Below are 19,191 nucleotides of genomic sequence, written 5' to 3' on the forward strand. Positions count from 1 at the left end.
AAGTTAAGAGGGTATAAATGAAATTTTGTAATTGTGGTCGCTCAATAATAGCATAGAAGAGCTGTCAATATATTAAAATTAGGAAATAGTATTGGTGATTGGTTGGTAGAGATGGGGTAGAAGAACTTAAAGCATTATATTTAAAATGAGATGAATTGGTTTATTTAGATTCGAGCAAAAAAGTTACTAAGTTATTTGGTTACTTGAATTTTATGTGTGAGTTTAATTATTTCCCTGTTAAAAAAAGATAGTACTATAGTCTCATCTTTTTTTTATTCTTCATGGATTTTTTCTAAAAAATAAGAATCAAAGTAAATGTATTTTTAAGTTGAAAAGATTAACTGTTCAGGAGTATTATTCGGGATTTCTTTGGATTATTTGGGTATTAATAATTTATTTTTCATAATAACATTGGGTAGTTATCTAGCTGCTTTATTAGAGATGAACTGAATTGTACTTGGATAATTTTCAATTTAATTCGAAAGTATTGATAAAAAAATTTTGTTTGATTGTGACTAATTGGTCGGTAGAGGAAGATAAATGGAAATAATAAAAAACTCAGAAAAGCATATTATTCCTTGTGAAAGGCAGGCAGATCTAATGTGGGATGTTTGTCGTATTAAGTATTGGGGTTTGGATTATTTTGGGGTAGATAATGATGGAAATATTTGTGTATGCCCTAATCCTGAAAATCCGAATAATAAAGTTACTCTAATAGATATCATAAAACTAGTAGAACACAAAAAAGGATTACAGTTACCAACTTTGGTTTGTTTTCCGCAGATTCTACAACACCGTTTAAAATCTATTAATATGGCTTTTAAAAAAGCAAGAGAGGATTTTGGTTATCAAAATAATTACTTTTTGGTTTACCCTATTAAGGTCAATCAATCTAAAAGAGTTGTTGAGTCATTGATTAATTCTAATCAAGCTCTTGGGTTAGAGGCAGGTTCTAAAGCAGAATTATTGGCTGTTCTAGCTTATGCGGGTTCTACAAAAACAGTTATTGTATGTAATGGATATAAAGATACAGACTATATTCGTTATGCTCTAATTGGTGAAAAACTAGGTCATAAAGTCTATTTAGTGATAGAAAAAATGACAGAAATTAAGAAAGTTTTGGAAGAGGCAGAGAGAATAGGGGTTAAACCCAGATTGGGGGTGAGAGCTAGATTGGCTTCTCAAGGGCAGGGGAAATGGCAGTCATCAGGAGGAGAACAATCAAAATTTGGGTTGTCTGCGACTCAAATATTGTCGTTGGTTAATTTACTAAAGGAAAAAGATCAATTAGATTCTTTGCAGTTATTGCATTTTCACTTGGGGTCACAAATTAGCAGTATTCGAGATATTGCAGTTGGTGTACATGAAAGTGCTCGTTTTTACGTGGAATTGCATAAATTGGGTGTTAATATTCAGTGTTTCGATGTAGGGGGTGGTTTAGGCGTTGATTATGAAGGTAATCGCACCTTATCTGACTGTTCGGTTGAGTATGGATTGAATGAATATGCCTCTACAATTGTGTGGGGGATAGGTCAGGCTTGTGAAGAACATCATTTACCCCATCCTACTATTATTACGGAGTCTGGCAGGGGTGTGACGGCACATCATGCGGTTTTAGTATCTAATGTGATAGGAACAGAACGATTCCATCCTAAAGATATAGCACCTCCTAAAGAAGATGCTCCATTGGTATTAAATAGCTTATGGGAAACATGGGAAGAGATTTTGGAATCTAAAGAGAGGCGTTCGCCTAGAAGTTGGATTAACGAAGGTACATTTGATTTGTTAGATGTACAAAATAAATTTAGTGCAGGTGTCATTGATTTGGAAGAAAGAGCCTGGGCAGAGCAGTTGTACATTAATATTTGCTATAAGGTTTCAGAGTCTTTGAGTGAGAAAAATAGATCTCATCGAAGTTTGATAGATAATTTACAAGAGCGATTTGCAGATAAAATGTATGTTAATTTTTCTTTGTTTAGATCGCTGCCTGACATTTGGGGGACTGATCAATTATTTCCTGTTTGCCCCTTAACGTTATTGAATAAACCTGTAGAAAAAAGAGCTTTATTGCTGGATATTACCTGTGATTCAGATGGAATTGTTGATCAATTTATTGATGGTGACGGTATTGCTAAAACTATGCCAATACCAGAATATGACCTTGAGAGACCACCATTGATTGGTTTTTTTATGGTGGGGGCATATCAAGAGATACTGGGTAATATGCATAATTTATTTGGAGATACTCACTCAGTTGATATTGTGATTGAAGATACAGGGGAAATTAGTATAGTTGATTATGAGAAGGGTGATATTGTTTCTGACATGTTGCAATATGTGTATCTAGATCCACAACAGCTGATTCATCGTTATCGACAACAAATTGAAAGTTCTGATTTGACAGCTACTGAAGCAATTAATTATCTTAAAACTTTAGAAGAAGGATTGGAAAGTTATACTTATTTATCAAAAGGAAAATGATATGTTGAGTACATTATATGGTGAATATGATAATAGTTTAGTGTCCAACAATTTTGGATTCTTAAGATTTCCTTTGGTGTTTAATCCACATCAGATAGATGCTGATTGGGTTATTACAGGATTTAACTTTGATGTGGCAACTTCTGGTCGTTCAGGGGCAAGATTTGGACCTGAGGCAATTCGTAGGGCTTCAGTAAACTTAGCTTGGGAAGGGAGGCGTTTCCCTTGGAGTTTTAATTTAAAAGAACGTTTAAAGGTGATTGATGTCGGTGATTTAACTTTTTCATTTGGAGATAATGCCGAATTTTGTGATAAAACAGAGCAACATGTAACACGAATTTTACAAAGTGGTAAAAAAATGTTGAGTTTTGGTGGGGATCATTTTATTACTTTACCTTTGCTAAGAGGGCATTTCAAACAGTTTGGTCAGATGGCTTTATTACATTTTGATGCACATACAGATACTTACGATAATGGTAGTGCTTATGATCATGGGACGATGTTCTATCGTGCACCGAAAGAAGGTCTTATTGATCCTGAACATTCAATTCAAATAGGGATACGTACAGCACATAATCTTAGTTTGGGGTACACGGTTTTAGAAGCACCTAGGGCAAATGATATGGCAGTAATTGATATTGTGCAAAAAGTTAAACAAGTGACTCAAGGATTGCCTGTATACTTAACATTTGACATTGATTGTTTGGATCCAGCTTATGCACCAGGAACGGGAACACCTGTTTGTGGTGGTATGAGCACAGATAAGATTCTTAAGATACTAAGAGGATTAAAAGATTTAAATATTGTCGGTATGGATGTTGTAGAAGTGGCACCTAGCTATGACCAAAGTGATATTACAGCCTTGGCTGCGGCAACCATTGCTTTAGAAATGTTGTACTTACAAGCATCTAAATTGGAATAAGACGGGGTATTGTATTTTATTAAAAATAAGGTGTTCTATATAAGATCAGTATCTAAGGCAATTCAGAATATTGATGTGAGTTTAAATAATAAATTATTTTGACCTTACCGAATTATCTTGATTTCCTCTAGTGAAATGAATTACAATCGGAAGTTTAGTTTTGATAAACTGAGTTTAATTTTTTGAGGAATAATCATGGTTGTGATCCGTATGTCACGTGGTGGTGCGAAGCATCGTCCTTTTTATAATGTAGTAGTAGCAGATTCAAGGAATGCTCGCGATGGGCGTTTTATTGAAAGAATTGGGTTTTATAATCCTATTGCTAATGAAAATGTGCAAAGTTTGTGTCTTCACAAAGATCGTTTAAATTATTGGATCGAGCGAGGTGCTCAAGTGACTGATTCAGTTAAGAGATTGATTAAGAAGGATAATAAAAACAAATCTGCTTAATTTATTAAGTTAAAGTAGGGATAATTTTGAGTCAAGCTCTAGATTTAATCGAAATGGGATTCTTGAAATCAGCCGTTGGTGTGAAGGGCTGGTTGAGAGTTAAGGCAAATACCCAGGAATTAGATGGTTTATTACAATATCCTATTTGGTATGTTGGCAGTGAACATTTTGGCTTTCATTCATTTGAGTTGGAGGATGGTTTTTTAGCAACTAATGGGCTTCAGGTAAAATTAAAAGGAGTGAATGATAGAACGGCAGCGGACAAATTAAGAGGTTCTGTTATTGCTATTCCTCGGGAGGAATTTTTGCCAGTAGGAAAAAATGAATATTATTGGGTTGACTTAGTAGGGATGCAGGTTATCAACCACCGTGATGAAATTGTGGGTACAGTAGTTAGTTTGATGGAAACTGGTGCTAATGATGTGCTAGTGGTATCCGGAGGGAGTCAGCAAAAAACAATATTGATTCCTTTTGTTGATGGTTATATCCGATCAGTGGATATGCAAAAGAACTTGATAAGTGTTGACTGGGAATTAGATTATTAAATGCAAATTCAAGTGATTAGTATTTTCCCAGAGGTATTTTCTGCAATTACGAAATATGGTGTTATATCTCGAGCATTAGCAAATGGGTTATGGCAATTTTCGGTTATTAATCCTCGAGAATTTTCTGGTAATACTATGGGTTATATTGATGATAGACCTTTTGGTGGTGGCTCAGGTATGGTGATGCGGCTAGAACCACTGTTGAAAGCATATCACCACGCTAAGAAAAATCTGAAAAGTGCTTCTTGTCGCTTGATTTATTTAAGCCCTCAAGGTTGTCCATTAAACTATGCCAAAGTTAGAGAATTGTCTCATGAAGATGATTTGGTTTTATTGTGTGGCCGCTATGAAGGGATTGATGAGCGGTTTTTATCCATAACCAAGGCGGAGGAAATATCAGTAGGAGATTTTGTTGTTTCTGGTGGTGAATTACCAGCAATGTTGTTGATGGATAGTGTGTTAAGATGCTTACCCGGTGTGTTAGGTGATTTAAATTCAGCACAGGAGGATTCTTTTGTAAACGGATTATTAGATTATCCTCAGTATACAAGGCCGGTGGAATTTGATGGCTATGTCGTTCCAGAGGTTTTGTTGTCGGGACATCATGCTCATATTGAGCGTTGGCGACTGAAGCAGTCCTTAATGCGAACTTTAGAAAAACGTCCAGACTTATTGGATGGACGGAATAATAACCCAGAGGAATCTTGTCTCTTGGAAGAGATTTTGCAAGAGCGCCAAGATTAAGTACATATTAGAATAGGTGAAAAAATGAGTAACATTATTGAACAGATTGAACAAGAAGAAATTGCTCTTTTGAATAAAGACATACCGGAATTTAATCCAGGAGATACTGTAGTGGTTTGGGTTAGATTTAAAGAAGGTACTCGTGAGCGTTCTCAGGCTTTTGAGGGTATCGTTATTGCAAAAAGAAACAGGGGATTAAATAGTTCCTTCATAGTACGTAAGATTTCAAGTGGAGAAGGTGTGGAAAGAACCTTTCAACTATATGCGCCAACAGTAGAGAAAATTGAAGTTAAGCGTCGTGGAGATGTTCGTCGTGCGAAACTGTATTATTTACGTGGTTTGACTGGTAAGGCTGCTCGTATTAAAGAAAAATTACCAAACAAAAGATAATCTAACACGTTTTTACAAAATGTGGCTGAGTTCTCGATTGGAGTGGTAATTTAGATGTGGACGGAAATTATTATGGTGTAAATTGTTTTGAAATAATTTTCTGTATGCCATAGGTAATTATAAATTTAATTTTATATCATGAATATTATCTAGGTTATTGACCAGACCATATACAGTGTGATGGGAAGATTCCAATTAATGTTAGTACAGATCATATATGACCCTCTATGGCTGCTGCTTATAGGGGGTAGTTTATAAGGTCATTTGATATTGAGAGGCTTTTTCTTTTGGGGAAAATATCATGCTTGGACAAAAAAAAATAGTGATTAAGGTTGGTTCTTCTTTAGTGACTAATAATGGAGTAGGAGTTGATTCGGCTCGTTTGATAGAATGGGCAGGACAGATCGCTATTTTAAAACAACAGGGTTATCAAGTTGTATTAGTTTCGAGTGGATCGATTGCACAAGGGTTAAAGCAGCTAAATTGGTCAGTAAGACCGAAAAAAATTTCTGAACTACAGGCAGCGGCGGCTATTGGTCAGATGGGCTTGGCTCAAAAATATCAACAGATATTTAAAGAGTTCGGTATTGTAACAGCTCAAATCTTATTAACACATGAAGATATTAGAAATCGTACTCGTTATTTGAATGCAAGAGCAACGATACTGACTTTATTGAAGCATGATGTGGTTCCCATCGTCAATGAAAATGATACAGTGGTGACTAAAGAAATTAAATTGGGAGATAATGACACCTTAGGGGCTCTAGTCACCAATTTAATAGATGCAGAAACCTATGTTATTTTAACAGATCAAGATGGGTTATATGATGCAGATCCGAGGAGTAATCCAGGAGCGGTATTGATCCATGATATTTCTGTAACTCATCCAGGGTTGGAACAGATGGCGGGAGGTGCGGGAACTACCATTGGAACTGGCGGAATGTTAACTAAAGTTAAGGCAGCTAGAAGAGCAGCATCCAGTGGTGCCACTACTATTGTTGCTTCAGGTAGAACCCCTTCTGTTATTGTTAGAATCTTAAATGGAGAAAAAATAGGCACTGTTTTCCAACCTGATATTTCCTTATTGAATGCAAAGCAACAATGGATTAAAGATCAGTTAATTCCTGCAGGAATCATTACCATTGATGAGGGTGCGACCAAAGTTTTAGAGACTCATGAAAAGAGTTTGTTACCCGTTGGGTGTGTAAAAGTTGAGGGAGACTTTAAAAGAGGAGATGTGGTGTCAATCAAAGATTTACATGGAACTGAGGTGGCAAGAGGATTAATTAATTATGGTAGTAATGATGTATTTAGAATTTTAGGTTGTACTTCTTATCAAATAGAGGATTCTTTGGGATATATTTTTGAAGAAGAGTTAGTGCATAGAGATAATATGGTATTTGTTGAATAACTTTGAGAAAGTCGTTTTAAAAATTCTTGAATCTATTGATGGGAAAATGGATTGAGGTTTGAAGCAGGTGTTATTGACCACATATAATTTTTATGTGATAATGGAAGGCATTATTTTTTTGAAATAAATATTGTTTTTTGAAATTTTAATTAAAGGATGAGTGATAGTTTATGCCAAGCGTACGTGTTAAAGAAAATGAGCCATTTGAAGTTGCAATGAGACGTTTTAAACGTTCTGTTGAAAAAACCGGGTTACTAACAGAGTTAAGAGCTCGTGAAGTTTATGAAAAGCCAACAACAGAAAGAAAACGTAAAAAAGCAGCAGCTCAGAAACGCTTACAAAAAAGATTACGTAGCCAATCACTGCCTCAAAAAAATTATTAAGATGGTTAATGGATGGTCATTAGTCCTACTTAGAAAGTATATTTGTAGGTAAAAAGGGAAATTCAGATTATTTTTGAGTTTCCTTTTTTTTATTCGTACTATAGTCAAAGGAAGTTGCTGATATTAAAAAATTACTTTTTAAAAACATGAGAGTCAGATAGACTGTCTGCAGGAATGTTCTTCCTGCAAATAAAATGTAAGAGGTAGAATCAGGGAATTATTTTAATGATTGTTTGATGTATAAAATGATTAAATAAAAATAAGCATTCGAACAAATGTGCTCCAGGATAAAAGACTAGGTTTAGTTCAGAAAGAAGTTTAAGAAATAATAGTGTTCATAGTTTATTTACCAGAACAATTATGATGAGAATAAAGTCCAATAAGAAAAATACAATAAATTATAATGGGTTTTAATCGGTACTAGGTTGATATGGGTAAGGTGATGAGCGTTTTGAAAAATATTTTAGTGGGGGGTACGTCAATATGTCTTTGACAGGGCAAATGGTTAGAGAGGGTCTGCAATCAGTATGATTCCTACAGCATTCAAGGTTGAATTATTAGGTAGAGTGGATATCGTTGATATTATTGATCAATATGTTCCACTTAAAAAAGCAGGTGCAAGTTATGTGGCTTGTTGTCCTTTTCATCATGAGAAAACACCATCATTTCATGTCTCAAGAGAAAAACAATTCTATCATTGTTTTGGTTGTGGTGTACATGGTGACGCAATCAGTTTTATGATGAATTATGTAGGATTAGATTTTCCTGAATCGATTGAAAAACTAGCTTCCTTGGTTGGTTTAACTGTACCTAAAGTAAGAGGTGATTTTAGTTTTGAACAGCGTAAAGAAAATCAGAACAAAGAGAATATATTGAAGGAGTATAATCAGCAACTTTGTAATTATTTCTCGACCAAGAGACATACATCCCATGATGTGATTGATTACCTTAATAAAAGAGGATTGTCTCATGAAATTATTGATCAATATCAAATTGGTTATGCCCCCAATTATAATTATCTAAATGAAATTTTTCCCAATTCTGGAATTTATACTGATTTAGTAGCAGGAGGTTTGTTATCTCAAAAGAATCAGGACTTCGTTCCAAAATTTAGAGACAGGATCATGTTCCCCATTAAAAACATAGAAGGATCTGTTATAGGATTTGGTGGGAGAATTATGGATAAAGGAGAACCTAAGTATCTGAACTCACCTGAAACCATTTTATTTAACAAAAGTCAATGTCTTTATGGCTTATACGAAGCCAAAAATAAAATTAGAGCTGCTAAAAAAGTAGTGGTTGTCGAAGGTTATATGGATGCAATTTCGATGGCTCAATATGGAGTTGATTATGTAGTTGCAACACTAGGCACCGCGACTACTGGACAACATATTCGATTATTATTTAGATTTTCTAACCAAATATATTTTTGTTTTGATGGAGATGAAGCAGGACGTAAGGCAGCTTGGAGAGCGTTAACTAATGCCCTTGAGTATTTGAGAGATGACAAAATACTGTACTTTATTTTTTTACCAGAAGGAGAAGATCCAGACTCATATGTAAGATCATATGGAAAAGAAGCATTTGAAAATTTACTCAATGTAAAAGCGATTCCTTTGTCTCAATATTTTCTTGAACATTTAATTGCAGGTAGAAATTTACAGTATGGAGAAGTTAAAGCAGATATTATTAAAGTAGCAAAACAGCTTTTATCTCAGATACAGGTATCTTCTCTGAGATTTATGATGATGAAAGATTTGGCTAGTCAGTTAGAAATTAATCTAGATGAGTTGAGCCAATTGATGGGATATGAAAAGCGTGCTGAGCAACTAAAATCATATAGGCAAGGATTATTTCCAGCCAAGCAAATAAAGAGGATAGAGGTGACGTCTTATAATAAAAAAATGCTCAACTGGTTATTGATAAATCCGAAATTAGCCTCATATGTAGAGTTACCTGATTACTTGGAATACAGTGAAGAAGTACAGTGTTTACTGGCATTGTCAGATGCAATTAAAATGAACAGTAATATTAAGAATGCTGTGCAGTTAGAAGCAATTTTCAAGAATACAAGATTTTCTATTTTGATTACTGAGATTTTACAGGAATCTTTACAAAAAGATGGTCAAGACGTTCAGATGATGAACATAGAGGAAAATTTTAAATATGGCATTGCAAAAATAAAAAAAGAAATTGTTGAAAGAGAAATTTATGAGCTTAAAGATTTAATGGAATATCGTACTTTAAGTGAGGATGAAGAACAATTATTGATGTATTTACTAGTGCGATAGGTATGAACATTTACTGAATATTTGGAAGAGATTATGGCACAAAACGATAAACCTTTAGATTCTGATGCTACAACGAGGCTTCAATCGTTATCGGCAGAGGAAAAAAGAAACCAAGTTAGCAAATTAGTTGTTTTAGGAAAAGAAAGAGGCTATCTCACCTTTGCGGAAATTAATGATTGTTTACCGGAGGATGTGATTGATAGTGAACAAGTCGACAATATCATTAGCATGATTAGTGGGTTAGGAATTCAGGTAACAGAAGCAGCACCTGATGATGAAATATTACTGATGAGTGATAATACAGTAACCGATACTGACGATGACGCAGTCACCGAGGTAGCATTATCTAGTGTGGATTCTGAATTTGGTCGCACAACTGATCCTGTGCGTATGTATATGCGAGAAATGGGGCAAGTTGATTTATTAACTCGAGATGATGAGATTGTTATTGCAAAAAAAATTGAAAATGCTTTGAAAAAAATGATTGAATCGATCAGTGCATGTCCTAGTTCTATAGCTGAAATATTAACCTTGACAGAAAAAATAAGAAATAATGAATTAGCAGTAGATGAGGTAGTAGAAGGGATTATTAACACGGATGATACCAAGATAGAAGTAGCACAAGCAGAAGCTGAAATAGAGGAACATGATCTACATAGTGTGACTGATATTGAGAATGTCGATGAGTCTGATGACGAAGATGATACCTCTTCTGCTGGAGGATCTATCTCTGAACAAAACTTAGAAGAGTTAAAAGTTGCGACCTTAGAGCATTTTACTGTTGTAGAAAAAATGTATAACCAAATGGTTAAAGCATTAAAAAAGAATGGAACTGATAGCAAAAAGTATTTAAAAATACAGAATGATATTGCTAATGAATTATATAAAGTCAGATTTACGACAAAACAAATTGAGGCGTTGTGCCAAAGGTTACGTGATAAGGTAGATTTAGTTCGTCAATATGAGGTTGAAATTTTAAATTTGTGTGTTGACCATATTAATATGAACAGAGCTTACGTTATAGAGAATTTTAAAGGACGTTTTACCGACTTAAATTGGGTTGATGAAGAAATTGCTAAGAGAAACAGTTGGGCAGAAGAGCTATCTCGATTCCAGCATAATATTTTAGAATTACAAAATCAATTGATTGCTATTGAAGATGAAACAATGTTGTCTATCGATGAATTAAAAGCGATTAGTCGAGATTTAGCTAAAAGTGAAAGAGAAACTAATGATGCTAAAGAAGAGATGATTCAAGCTAATTTAAGGCTAGTAATTTCGATTGCCAAAAAATATACTAATCGAGGGTTACAGTTTCTAGATTTGATTCAAGAAGGTAATATTGGTTTGATGAAAGCGGTTGATAAATTTGAATATCGTCGTGGATACAAATTCTCTACTTATGCGACTTGGTGGATTCGTCAGGCGATTACACGCTCTATTGCAGATCAGGCAAGAACAATTCGTATTCCTGTACATATGATTGAGACAATTAATAAAATGAATCGTTTGTCTAGGCAATATTTACAGAAAACAGGTAATGACCCAGATTCAGCAACTTTGGCTGAGATGATGGAGATGCCTGAAGAAAAAATACGTAAAATCATGAAAATTGCTAAGGAGCCAATTTCAATGGAAACGCCTATTGGCGATGATGATGATTCGCATATTGGTGATTTTATTGGTGATACAAATACAGTTGCACCATCTGAGGCCGCAATGTATTCAAGTTTAAGAGAGGTGACGAGAGAAATCTTATCTAGCTTGACACCTAGAGAAGCGAAAGTTTTGCGCATGCGTTTCGGAATTGAAATGAATACTGACCATACCTTGGAGGAGGTGGGAAGGCAATTTGATGTCACACGTGAGCGAATTAGACAAATTGAAGCCAAAGCATTACGTAAGCTGCGGCACCCTACTCGTAGTGAATTATTGCGTGGTTTTTTAGATTGTAAAGATGATTAAAATTTTTGAAATAGAAAAAAGACTCTTTAAGAGTCTTTTTTTTACTGTTTTTTGAAGATTGTGATATGAAAACGAAAACTGTATCCACTATAAATTTTTTATTCATAGTGTAAACTATAACAGTGATCGTTAAATAATGGGAATAAATGTGCTAAAGAATTGCTAAAATCTTTAGCGAGTGAATGTGTTATGTAATTTAGAACATCAATTTTAATAATTGAAAATATTACGAACTCTATTTGTAACATCTCCTGTTAGGATAATTTTTCAGAAATTTTATCTTCTAAATTATACTATGATCAATTTTATATAATTATTCAACTTTAATCATAGAAAAATACCAAAAGGAGTGGATCTTGTAGTCATTCTATTGGTATATTTTTCAATACTTAATTCTTTCTTTTTGTTCATTCTTGTTAAATTTTTATTCAATTCATGATACAAGTCAAAACTGGATATCAATAAAGATTCTTTTAGGATTGCTTCATTCATTGAAGATAGTTTGAAATCACAATGTCCCGTTTCATAATTTTTGGGTAGAATCGGTGTGCTCAACATATAATAGGATGCTACAATAGGATGAAGGGGTATATATTTTTTCCATAGCGTTTTTGTTTATTAAGTTACTGAGGTTATATTTTCATGGGTAGTAATTTATTAATTGATACAAAAAATATTGAAAAGTCTTTCAATGGTAAAAAAGTTCTTAAAGATATTTCAATAAATGTACCAAAGCAGTCTTGCTATAGTTTGTTGGGAATAAATGGTGCTGGTAAATCTACTTTAATGAAAATAATCACAGGTATTATAGTTAAATACACAGGTAGAGTAAATTATAATGGGGTGCCTTTTAAACGAGAGTTTCTAAGAAATATTGGTTCTCTAATTGAAGGGCCTTCATTTTATGATAACTTAACTGCTATAGAAAATTTAAAGATTATTTGTTTGCAAGAAAATATTAATTTCTCCAGAATTCCTAAAGTATTAGATGATGTTGGTTTAGCAAGTAGTAATAGAGATAAGGCTAAAAATTATTCTTTAGGGATGAAACAAAGGTTAGGCCTGGCTATTGCACTAATTAAGGAACCTCAATTATTAGTTTTAGACGAACCTTTTAATGGATTAGATCCCTATGGTGTTGAAGAAATTAAATCCTTCTTAAAACATCTAATTAAATCTGGTAGAACTATTATTATTTCCAGTCATATTTTATCAGAACTAGAAAATATTACTGATAAGGTTGGCATCATCCATCATGGACAAATTGTATATGAGCAGGAGTTCAGTTCTATCGATGATTTAAAGCAAATATTTTTTAATTACACAAAAACCTAACTGTTCTTTTATGAAACAATTAATACAGATTGAATTTCTTAAAACAAAAAGATCTTTTGTTAGATATATATATCTAGCTACTCCTTTTATTTTATTATTATTTACTTTACTATCAATTCTACATGCCAATGATTCTAATGGTTTATATGAAAGTGATGGAATTATAATTCCTGTTAGACAAGCCTCTTTCTTTAATCTATGGCCATTGATTATTTCACATTCAATTATCATAATTGGTACTTATTTTAATTTAAATATTGATAAAAAAAGCAGGTACTTAGAATCTTGCTTATCTAATAATTGGAATTTGATTACTAATTTTATAGCAAAATCTATTGTATTAACTTTTTATTTTGCACTTAGTACCTTGATTTTTAGCATGATTACAATTTATTCGGTCTATATAACGACAGGACAAGTATCTAATTTTCGTATAATTATTGAGACTGCTGGTTTAATATTTTTTTCACAAATATGTTTGATACAGATTAATATAACTTTATTAAGATACTTCAATGTTATTATTGTTTTTATATTATATCTTATTTTGATTATAGTTTCAGTTTATACTGTGCTATCTGACCTGTTTTGGCTGGTTCCTCATGGATATGGGTTAAAAATAGCTATGATTATGATGGGGATACATCCTAATGGGATACCATTGGAAATCAATGATATTCATTACAGTCAGATTGGAGATATGTATTCTTTATACTTGACTATGATGGGGTCATTTATTTTTTTTCTTATAGCTTTTGCTATTAATATAGCAACTCTACATTATAAAAAACAATTTTTATGAAAAACTTTATCGTAAGCTTCATATTTAAAATCAATAAAACATGGATAGTTCCCGTTATCTTGTTAACAAATATTTCTTTTTCCTGTTTTATGCTCTGGTATTTTTCCTATCAAAAGAAATTTATTTTTAGAGAAACAATAGACTTTTATACTTACAATAATGTATTAGTGGAAATGCTTCTTGCTTTTTTAATTGGTCGCTATTTTCAGATTGAAGAAGATTCAGATAGTTATAATAAATTATTACAAATCCCTAATAGATCGAAATGGTTTTTTTCTATTACCTTGTGTTTTTTATTTATATTTATTTTAAGTGTACTATCTAGCTATTTAATATTTTTTATATTTAATGGCATTATTAGTTACACTACCTCTATAACTTTACTAATCTTAACGATACTATTCAATATTATTTATATTCCTTGTTTTTCATATGTTGCCATTAGATTTAATAGTGCTATAAGCATTTTCTTGTCTTTTATACTGCTTTCTTTTATTCTTTGCTATGGATTAAATACACCAGTAGGAGAAATTAGACAATATATTCCATTTTTATATTCATTTCTCGGTTTAAAAATATATCTTGAAAATAATTATTCAGAGTTGCTTATACTAGTTGGATTTTATACATTGTTCGTTGGTGTTATTTTTTATGTTATTAGTAAATGGTATAGTAACTGGGATGGTAAATGATTAAATAATATGTCAAATATAGTAATTTATACGCACTATTAAAACTAGTTGAATCTTTCGCAAGACAAGAATTATTGTTGTGTATTATTGGTTACTTAATGCTAGGACTAGTTCCACCTGTCATGCATTAATTCCCAACTAATTGAGAGTCTTTTTGGGAGAGTATTTATATAAATATAATTTTTCTAATTTCCATTTATGTAGGAATGAGTTTCATACATGATTCATTACTATCAATTATTTTCTTTGTTACTAATACCCTACAAGATAAAGTTAATGCTGGATTTCAGGATAAAATAAATTGGCCTGTGTCAACATATCCAAACTTAGAGATAGAGAGAAACAAGACATTAGAGATAAAATGGTACTTAGTCAGAATTTAATTTGAGTGCGTGGATAGCATGGCTATGCTGACAAAGAAATTTTAAAAAAGCAATGTTGGATATTTCCTTTAACCAATAATACGATAGTGGGATTATATTATCCCAACACCAATACTGAAGAAGTTCAACAATATTTTATACACAAATATTGCGAGTATTCAACAAAGATTGAGATTCTCTAGGGGTATAGGTTACAACTTTCTCCTATTGTTGTGTTTATTGGGTGTACTGACTATCATTTGTTAGTAAGTATTTCCACAAATTTCTTTAATATTTTTAATTTGTTATAGTAATTTCTTTGTTTATAATCCAAAAAAAACTTCGAAAAATGACTTTTTTAACGTTTGTACAATAAATTTGATTTACTAGGCGATTCTAGTATACGTGTTATATATTTATAATATAAATAATGTATAATGCTCAATCGAAGCTAATAAATCTGTGAACAAGACAAAGGAAGGATAATGTTATGGCTACGATTATGGAAAGGGATGTCTTAATAGAAGCAGCTAGTTATACTGCCGCAGTTATTAGAAGATTTCCTATCCAAACAGATGAAACGAAAAGATTAGCAAAAGAAGCAGGAGAGATGGAATATAATTATTTATATTCTAAAGCTGAAGATTTGGATTTTTACAAAGAAGTAGAAATACTTAGAAAGATGAGAGTTCCTTATGACAAATAAAAAAGATATTACTGATTTTTTGGAAGAAGAATTAGATAAGATATCAAGAGAAATTTTAGAAGACAGTCAATATAATAAAATAAAATCTCAAACAAATCCTAAAGTCACCGTTTTAGGAGGGTTAGCTGGTTCTGGTAAATCAAATTATGTTCCCACATTAGAAAATACTTATGTAATTATCGGTGATAATTATAGAATGAGGCACCCCAGATTTGCAGAGATTAAAGAAGAATATGGTGATGATTGGGTGTTTAAAACTAATGATTTTGCTAAAGCGATGATTAAAAAAATATCTGAACAAGTAGTCAAAGACAAAAAAAACGTCGTTATTGAGGGTACTTTAAAAGATTATGAGGCTTCGGCCAATAGATTAAAACAATTCAAGGAAGCGGGTTATGAGACACATGCTCATATAGTTTTGTGTCATAAGGATGTTGCTAAAGCAAGTACTGTTGATCGTTATCACAAAATGAAAGAATCTGGTTTGCCTGGTAGAGTGGTAATTAATGAGAAATTTCAAGAAATGTTAAATGGTTTAGCAAAAACAGCAGATAAAATTAAAGAATCTGGATTAGTCAAAAGTTTTACTATGTCAACTAGAAGAGATCTGAATCAGCTCATTATGATTTATAAAGCTGATGATGCAAGAAGGCCTAGTGAAGTTATCAATGAAGAAATATCTAGACAACTTAGCCCTAAAGAACAAGAATTTGTCGAAAGGATAAGTGCGTGCCAAAGAACAAATGAAAGAAGACAAAGTTGATCTGGCAAAAAATGAATTATTCCATCAATGATTTTTTTGTTTCAAAAAAATTTGGAGATAAAGAAGTGAATTAATGTTGTTGATGTAAAAATATTTATTTGTAAAATACTAACTTTATTTGTTGTATTTCCATATAAATTTTAATGTTAAGTTAAGAGTAATTTTTAGTGGAAAAAAGTTGATGAACCTAAATTAGGGTCAGGAGTTTATTTTTTAGAAAATGATTTAAAATTTAGTCATACTCGGAATAGCTCACACTCAAAATTATTCATTCATAGGATTTCAGAGAATTGTTATTTTAGTTCTTTGAATCCTTTCTATTATTGATCGTTAATCTAAAATTTATGATGTCTACCATAATCTTGAATGACTTGTAAGAAACATATAAAAATTTGCCTTGGGGGTAAATCACCAATTTTTTCTAGATACTTAGAATGACAGTAATCAAGGTTTACATTAACCTATAATGATGAAAAAAGAAATTTTTTAACTTACAAACCGATAGAAATAGTATGAAAAATATTTTTCATTTAATTAAGTTTATATATGATAGTATTTCATATAGGGAAAAATTAATCTTTTGGCTATCGCTAATTGTCAATAGCGTATCATCGTTTACACCAACATTAATTTTATATTTGACAGCTTTAATTATTGGAAAACTTTCTCATCAAGATTTTAATAATCTATATTTATTTTCCTTTCTATTTGTTTTTATTAGCTTGTTTGCTAATACATTGGCTAGTATCAATAATTTCATCTCAGATACATTAAACGATATTATTTGGTCAACAGTAAAAACTAATATATTTGAGTCTGTATCTTTACCTTATAGGTTATCGATATTTGAAGATAAAGAAAAAAGAAAACAATTAACTATGTCCTTACTTTTTGGGGATGAAGTAGACAGCTCTATACCATCATTGATGGCAGTCATATTTGGGTTTATTCATTTATTGCCTTTGGTTATTTTGATTTCTACGTCTATTTGGTGGGCACCTTTTATTATTCTCGCGTCTTTAGTTCCATTTGTATACATTAGTGTTGTTTCCCAAAAGCAAACGTGGGATGTAATGGATAAGCATGAAAATGAATTTAGTAGTATGCGTATTTATGAAAGAGTGTTAACTCAACCTGAATTTGCAAAAGAAATAAGAATTTTTAAAATGCAAAATAAAATGATATATAAATGGATACATTCATTTAAGTCTTATTTCTAAGAGGTTACTTCAATTAGAAAAAAAATATTATTTATTTATTGTTAATCTCATTATTTTCTTTTGGGGTGCTTATTTTACCAATATTTTTCATGCTCAATCTATATATGAATAATTTGATAGATATAGAAAAAGCAACGCTCATTTTAAGTGGTATTTATGCATTAAAAGATGGGGTTTTTGTCATCATTATGAATTATAGTGAAGCATTAGGGATAGCTTATAAAGTTAGACCGTTTATGGAGCTAGTAAATAATCAGGAAAGTAATACTCCTGTTATAAAGAATCAAACTATTGATAATGATATTTTAGTTTCCTTAGAAAATATTAGTTTTTCATATAATGATTTAGATAGAGATTCGATTAATAATTTTAATTTCAAAATCCTTAATAACCAATCCATAGCAATTGTTGGAAATAATGGGGCAGGAAAATCTACTTTAATAAAATTACTATGTGGTTTTTATCAGCCAACAGGAGGACAATTTTTATGGAATAAGAAGATTAAATATCCTAAAATATTGGCAATGTTTCAAGATTTCTCTAAATTTCCACTATCTGTTGCTGATAATTTGATACTTGACAATGCAGCGTATGAAAATATCGATAGTTTTTTAACAAGAGTTGATTTAGACTTTTTGTCGGGAAAACTAGATGATGTCTTATCTTTTGAGATTTCTGGACATGATTTATCGATAGGGCAATGGCAGAAATTATCATTAGCTAGAGTTCTACTTCATGCAGAAAAAGCAGATTTATTAATTTTTGATGAACCGAACTCTGCATTAGATCCTCAATCAGAGGCGAATATAATTGATCTTATATTGGAAGAATCAAAGAAAAAAACTTCTATTATTATTAGCCACCGAATGTCAGTCTGTAAATTTGTTGATGATGTGATAGTGATGGACAATGGACAAATTATTGAGTATGGAAACCATGAACATTTAATGGCTAAGAAGGGTAAGTATTATAAAATGTTTTCTGAACAAGCAAGATTTTATTTATGAATTTTTTTAGTTGAATATTAATATTAGAAATAGATAAATAGATTTATTGTTTTTAAAGAACATGTTATTTAATTATTTGATAACTAGATTCCCATTCATTTCTGGAAAAAACTACTATTCCATTAACGTTATCTCTAGTTTTCTTGAATATCTTTCACCAAAAGCACTTGTATTGTTCCCCCCTATTTCTGAGTCAGAAAATTTTTATGTTGTGGTTTTTCTTGTGTATATCCAATTAACCAAGAAAATAAAGAAGAAACATTATATTCATCAATATCTTTCGAATGAAATTTAGTTTTTTTAAACATTAAATTTTAGGGAACAAAACCTAGAATTTCCCTATTATCATTTCATATTGGTATTACTGTTTTCTAAAAATTCTATTTATCTCTATCTACAATGAATATCCTGACTTACAGTTATGCAATTTTTTGTGTCAGTGTAAAAGTTTACTGAACAAGTACAGCGTTTGAATTTTTTTTTATTAATAAGTTTCAAAAAATATCAATGGATGAATATAGTTTAGGTATACCAAAATACAGGCGCTAATTAGAGAATTCTGGAAATTACAAAATTTAGGAGTGGGGGCATTCAACACCATTGAACAAAGAATTCTTAATTGGTCAAAAATAATTTTATTTCTTTCCACGAATAAAAGCGAGAAATAAAGTAATCATGCTTAGACACTTGAGAATAGGCAATATTAGATAAATTGCCTTCAC

General features: G+C 31.8%; 18 protein-coding genes. 17 read left to right on the forward strand and 1 reads right to left on the reverse strand.

What is annotated here, in order from left to right:
- The first annotated feature begins 600 nt into the window (after nt 1–600).
- From speA to rpoD, 10 genes are all read left to right on the forward strand, one after another.
- The gene (gene speA, locus GKC53_05850; protein ID QRN41852.1) at nt 601–2,481 is read left to right on the forward strand and encodes a biosynthetic arginine decarboxylase; all 1,881 of its coding nucleotides are present in this window, start codon (nt 601–603) and stop codon (nt 2,479–2,481) included.
- Nucleotide 2,482: 1 nt separating this feature from the next.
- Entirely contained in the window at nt 2,483–3,403 is a 921-nt protein-coding gene (gene speB, locus GKC53_05855) for an agmatinase (GenBank protein ID QRN41628.1), read from the forward strand.
- 195 nt (nt 3,404–3,598) lie between these two features.
- Complete coding sequence (rpsP, locus tag GKC53_05860) at nt 3,599–3,853, forward strand: 30S ribosomal protein S16 (protein QRN41629.1); 255 nt, start codon at nt 3,599–3,601, stop codon at nt 3,851–3,853.
- A 53-nt stretch (nt 3,854–3,906) separates the two neighbouring features.
- Nucleotides 3,907–4,398, forward strand: coding sequence for a ribosome maturation factor RimM (rimM, locus tag GKC53_05865; protein ID QRN41853.1), 492 nt, complete (start codon nt 3,907–3,909; stop codon nt 4,396–4,398).
- Nucleotides 4,399–5,142, forward strand: a complete 744-nt coding sequence (trmD, locus tag GKC53_05870) for a tRNA (guanosine(37)-N1)-methyltransferase TrmD (GenBank protein QRN41630.1) — start codon at nt 4,399–4,401, stop codon at nt 5,140–5,142.
- 24 nt (nt 5,143–5,166) lie between these two features.
- Complete coding sequence (gene rplS, locus GKC53_05875; protein ID QRN41631.1) at nt 5,167–5,532, forward strand: 50S ribosomal protein L19; 366 nt, start codon at nt 5,167–5,169, stop codon at nt 5,530–5,532.
- A gap of 301 nt (nt 5,533–5,833) precedes the next feature.
- On the forward strand, nt 5,834–6,943 hold the full coding sequence (locus GKC53_05880; protein ID QRN41632.1) for a glutamate 5-kinase: 1,110 nt from the start codon (nt 5,834–5,836) through the stop codon (nt 6,941–6,943).
- 170 nt (nt 6,944–7,113) lie between these two features.
- Nucleotides 7,114–7,326 (forward strand): 30S ribosomal protein S21, encoded by a 213-nt coding sequence (gene rpsU / locus GKC53_05885; protein ID QRN41633.1) that lies wholly within the window; start codon nt 7,114–7,116, stop codon nt 7,324–7,326.
- A gap of 527 nt (nt 7,327–7,853) precedes the next feature.
- Complete coding sequence (locus GKC53_05890; protein QRN41634.1) at nt 7,854–9,617, forward strand: DNA primase; 1,764 nt, start codon at nt 7,854–7,856, stop codon at nt 9,615–9,617.
- A gap of 33 nt (nt 9,618–9,650) precedes the next feature.
- On the forward strand, nt 9,651–11,582 hold the full coding sequence (rpoD, locus tag GKC53_05895; protein ID QRN41635.1) for an RNA polymerase sigma factor RpoD: 1,932 nt from the start codon (nt 9,651–9,653) through the stop codon (nt 11,580–11,582).
- A 327-nt stretch (nt 11,583–11,909) separates the two neighbouring features.
- On the opposite strand, the gene GKC53_05900 is transcribed toward rpoD, so the two are convergent.
- Nucleotides 11,910–12,140, reverse strand: coding sequence for a hypothetical protein (locus GKC53_05900; protein QRN41636.1), 231 nt, complete (start codon nt 12,138–12,140; stop codon nt 11,910–11,912).
- A gap of 84 nt (nt 12,141–12,224) precedes the next feature.
- Between GKC53_05900 and GKC53_05905 the strand changes: the two genes are divergently transcribed.
- From GKC53_05905 to GKC53_05935, 7 genes are all read left to right on the forward strand, one after another.
- On the forward strand, nt 12,225–12,917 hold the full coding sequence (locus tag GKC53_05905; protein ID QRN41637.1) for an ATP-binding cassette domain-containing protein: 693 nt from the start codon (nt 12,225–12,227) through the stop codon (nt 12,915–12,917).
- Nucleotides 12,918–12,927: 10 nt separating this feature from the next.
- The gene (locus GKC53_05910) at nt 12,928–13,719 is read left to right on the forward strand and encodes a hypothetical protein (GenBank protein ID QRN41638.1); all 792 of its coding nucleotides are present in this window, start codon (nt 12,928–12,930) and stop codon (nt 13,717–13,719) included.
- On the forward strand, nt 13,716–14,411 hold the full coding sequence (locus GKC53_05915) for a hypothetical protein (GenBank protein ID QRN41639.1): 696 nt from the start codon (nt 13,716–13,718) through the stop codon (nt 14,409–14,411). Before GKC53_05910 ends, GKC53_05915 begins: the two co-directional genes overlap by 4 nt.
- 852 nt (nt 14,412–15,263) lie before the next feature.
- A complete protein-coding gene (locus tag GKC53_05920) occupies nt 15,264–15,479 on the forward strand; it encodes a hypothetical protein (GenBank protein ID QRN41640.1) in 216 nt (71 codons plus the stop codon).
- Entirely contained in the window at nt 15,469–16,242 is a 774-nt protein-coding gene (locus GKC53_05925; GenBank protein ID QRN41641.1) for an AAA family ATPase, read from the forward strand. Before GKC53_05920 ends, GKC53_05925 begins: the two co-directional genes overlap by 11 nt.
- Nucleotides 16,243–16,754: 512 nt before the next feature.
- Nucleotides 16,755–17,462, forward strand: coding sequence for a hypothetical protein (locus GKC53_05930; GenBank protein QRN41642.1), 708 nt, complete (start codon nt 16,755–16,757; stop codon nt 17,460–17,462).
- Between the two features lie 89 nt (nt 17,463–17,551).
- On the forward strand, nt 17,552–18,469 hold the full coding sequence (locus tag GKC53_05935) for an ATP-binding cassette domain-containing protein (protein QRN41643.1): 918 nt from the start codon (nt 17,552–17,554) through the stop codon (nt 18,467–18,469).
- Nucleotides 18,470–19,191: the final 722 nt, after the last annotated feature.

This window comes from Neisseriaceae bacterium, assembly GCA_016864895.1.
In the GTDB taxonomy this organism is placed as follows: Bacteria; Pseudomonadota; Gammaproteobacteria; order Burkholderiales; family Neisseriaceae; genus QFNR01.

Excerpts from the sequence above, each read along its gene's own strand:
- speA (QRN41852.1), top strand. The coding sequence starts at position 601 with ATGTGGGATGTTTGTCGTATTAAGTATTGGGGTTTGGATTATTTTGGG.
- speB (QRN41628.1), top strand. The coding sequence starts at position 2,483 with ATGTTGAGTACATTATATGGTGAATATGATAATAGTTTAGTGTCCAAC.
- rpsP (QRN41629.1), top strand. The coding sequence starts at position 3,599 with ATGGTTGTGATCCGTATGTCACGTGGTGGTGCGAAGCATCGTCCTTTT.
- rimM (QRN41853.1), top strand. The coding sequence starts at position 3,907 with ATGGGATTCTTGAAATCAGCCGTTGGTGTGAAGGGCTGGTTGAGAGTT.
- trmD (QRN41630.1), top strand. The coding sequence starts at position 4,399 with ATGCAAATTCAAGTGATTAGTATTTTCCCAGAGGTATTTTCTGCAATT.
- rplS (QRN41631.1), top strand. The coding sequence starts at position 5,167 with ATGAGTAACATTATTGAACAGATTGAACAAGAAGAAATTGCTCTTTTG.
- GKC53_05880 (QRN41632.1), top strand. The coding sequence starts at position 5,834 with ATGCTTGGACAAAAAAAAATAGTGATTAAGGTTGGTTCTTCTTTAGTG.
- rpsU (QRN41633.1), top strand. The coding sequence starts at position 7,114 with ATGCCAAGCGTACGTGTTAAAGAAAATGAGCCATTTGAAGTTGCAATG.
- GKC53_05890 (QRN41634.1), top strand. The coding sequence starts at position 7,854 with ATGATTCCTACAGCATTCAAGGTTGAATTATTAGGTAGAGTGGATATC.
- rpoD (QRN41635.1), top strand. The coding sequence starts at position 9,651 with ATGGCACAAAACGATAAACCTTTAGATTCTGATGCTACAACGAGGCTT.
- GKC53_05900 (QRN41636.1), bottom strand. The coding sequence starts at position 12,140 with ATGTTGAGCACACCGATTCTACCCAAAAATTATGAAACGGGACATTGT.
- GKC53_05905 (QRN41637.1), top strand. The coding sequence starts at position 12,225 with ATGGGTAGTAATTTATTAATTGATACAAAAAATATTGAAAAGTCTTTC.
- GKC53_05910 (QRN41638.1), top strand. The coding sequence starts at position 12,928 with ATGAAACAATTAATACAGATTGAATTTCTTAAAACAAAAAGATCTTTT.
- GKC53_05915 (QRN41639.1), top strand. The coding sequence starts at position 13,716 with ATGAAAAACTTTATCGTAAGCTTCATATTTAAAATCAATAAAACATGG.
- GKC53_05920 (QRN41640.1), top strand. The coding sequence starts at position 15,264 with ATGGCTACGATTATGGAAAGGGATGTCTTAATAGAAGCAGCTAGTTAT.
- GKC53_05925 (QRN41641.1), top strand. The coding sequence starts at position 15,469 with ATGACAAATAAAAAAGATATTACTGATTTTTTGGAAGAAGAATTAGAT.
- GKC53_05930 (QRN41642.1), top strand. The coding sequence starts at position 16,755 with ATGAAAAATATTTTTCATTTAATTAAGTTTATATATGATAGTATTTCA.
- GKC53_05935 (QRN41643.1), top strand. The coding sequence starts at position 17,552 with ATGCTCAATCTATATATGAATAATTTGATAGATATAGAAAAAGCAACG.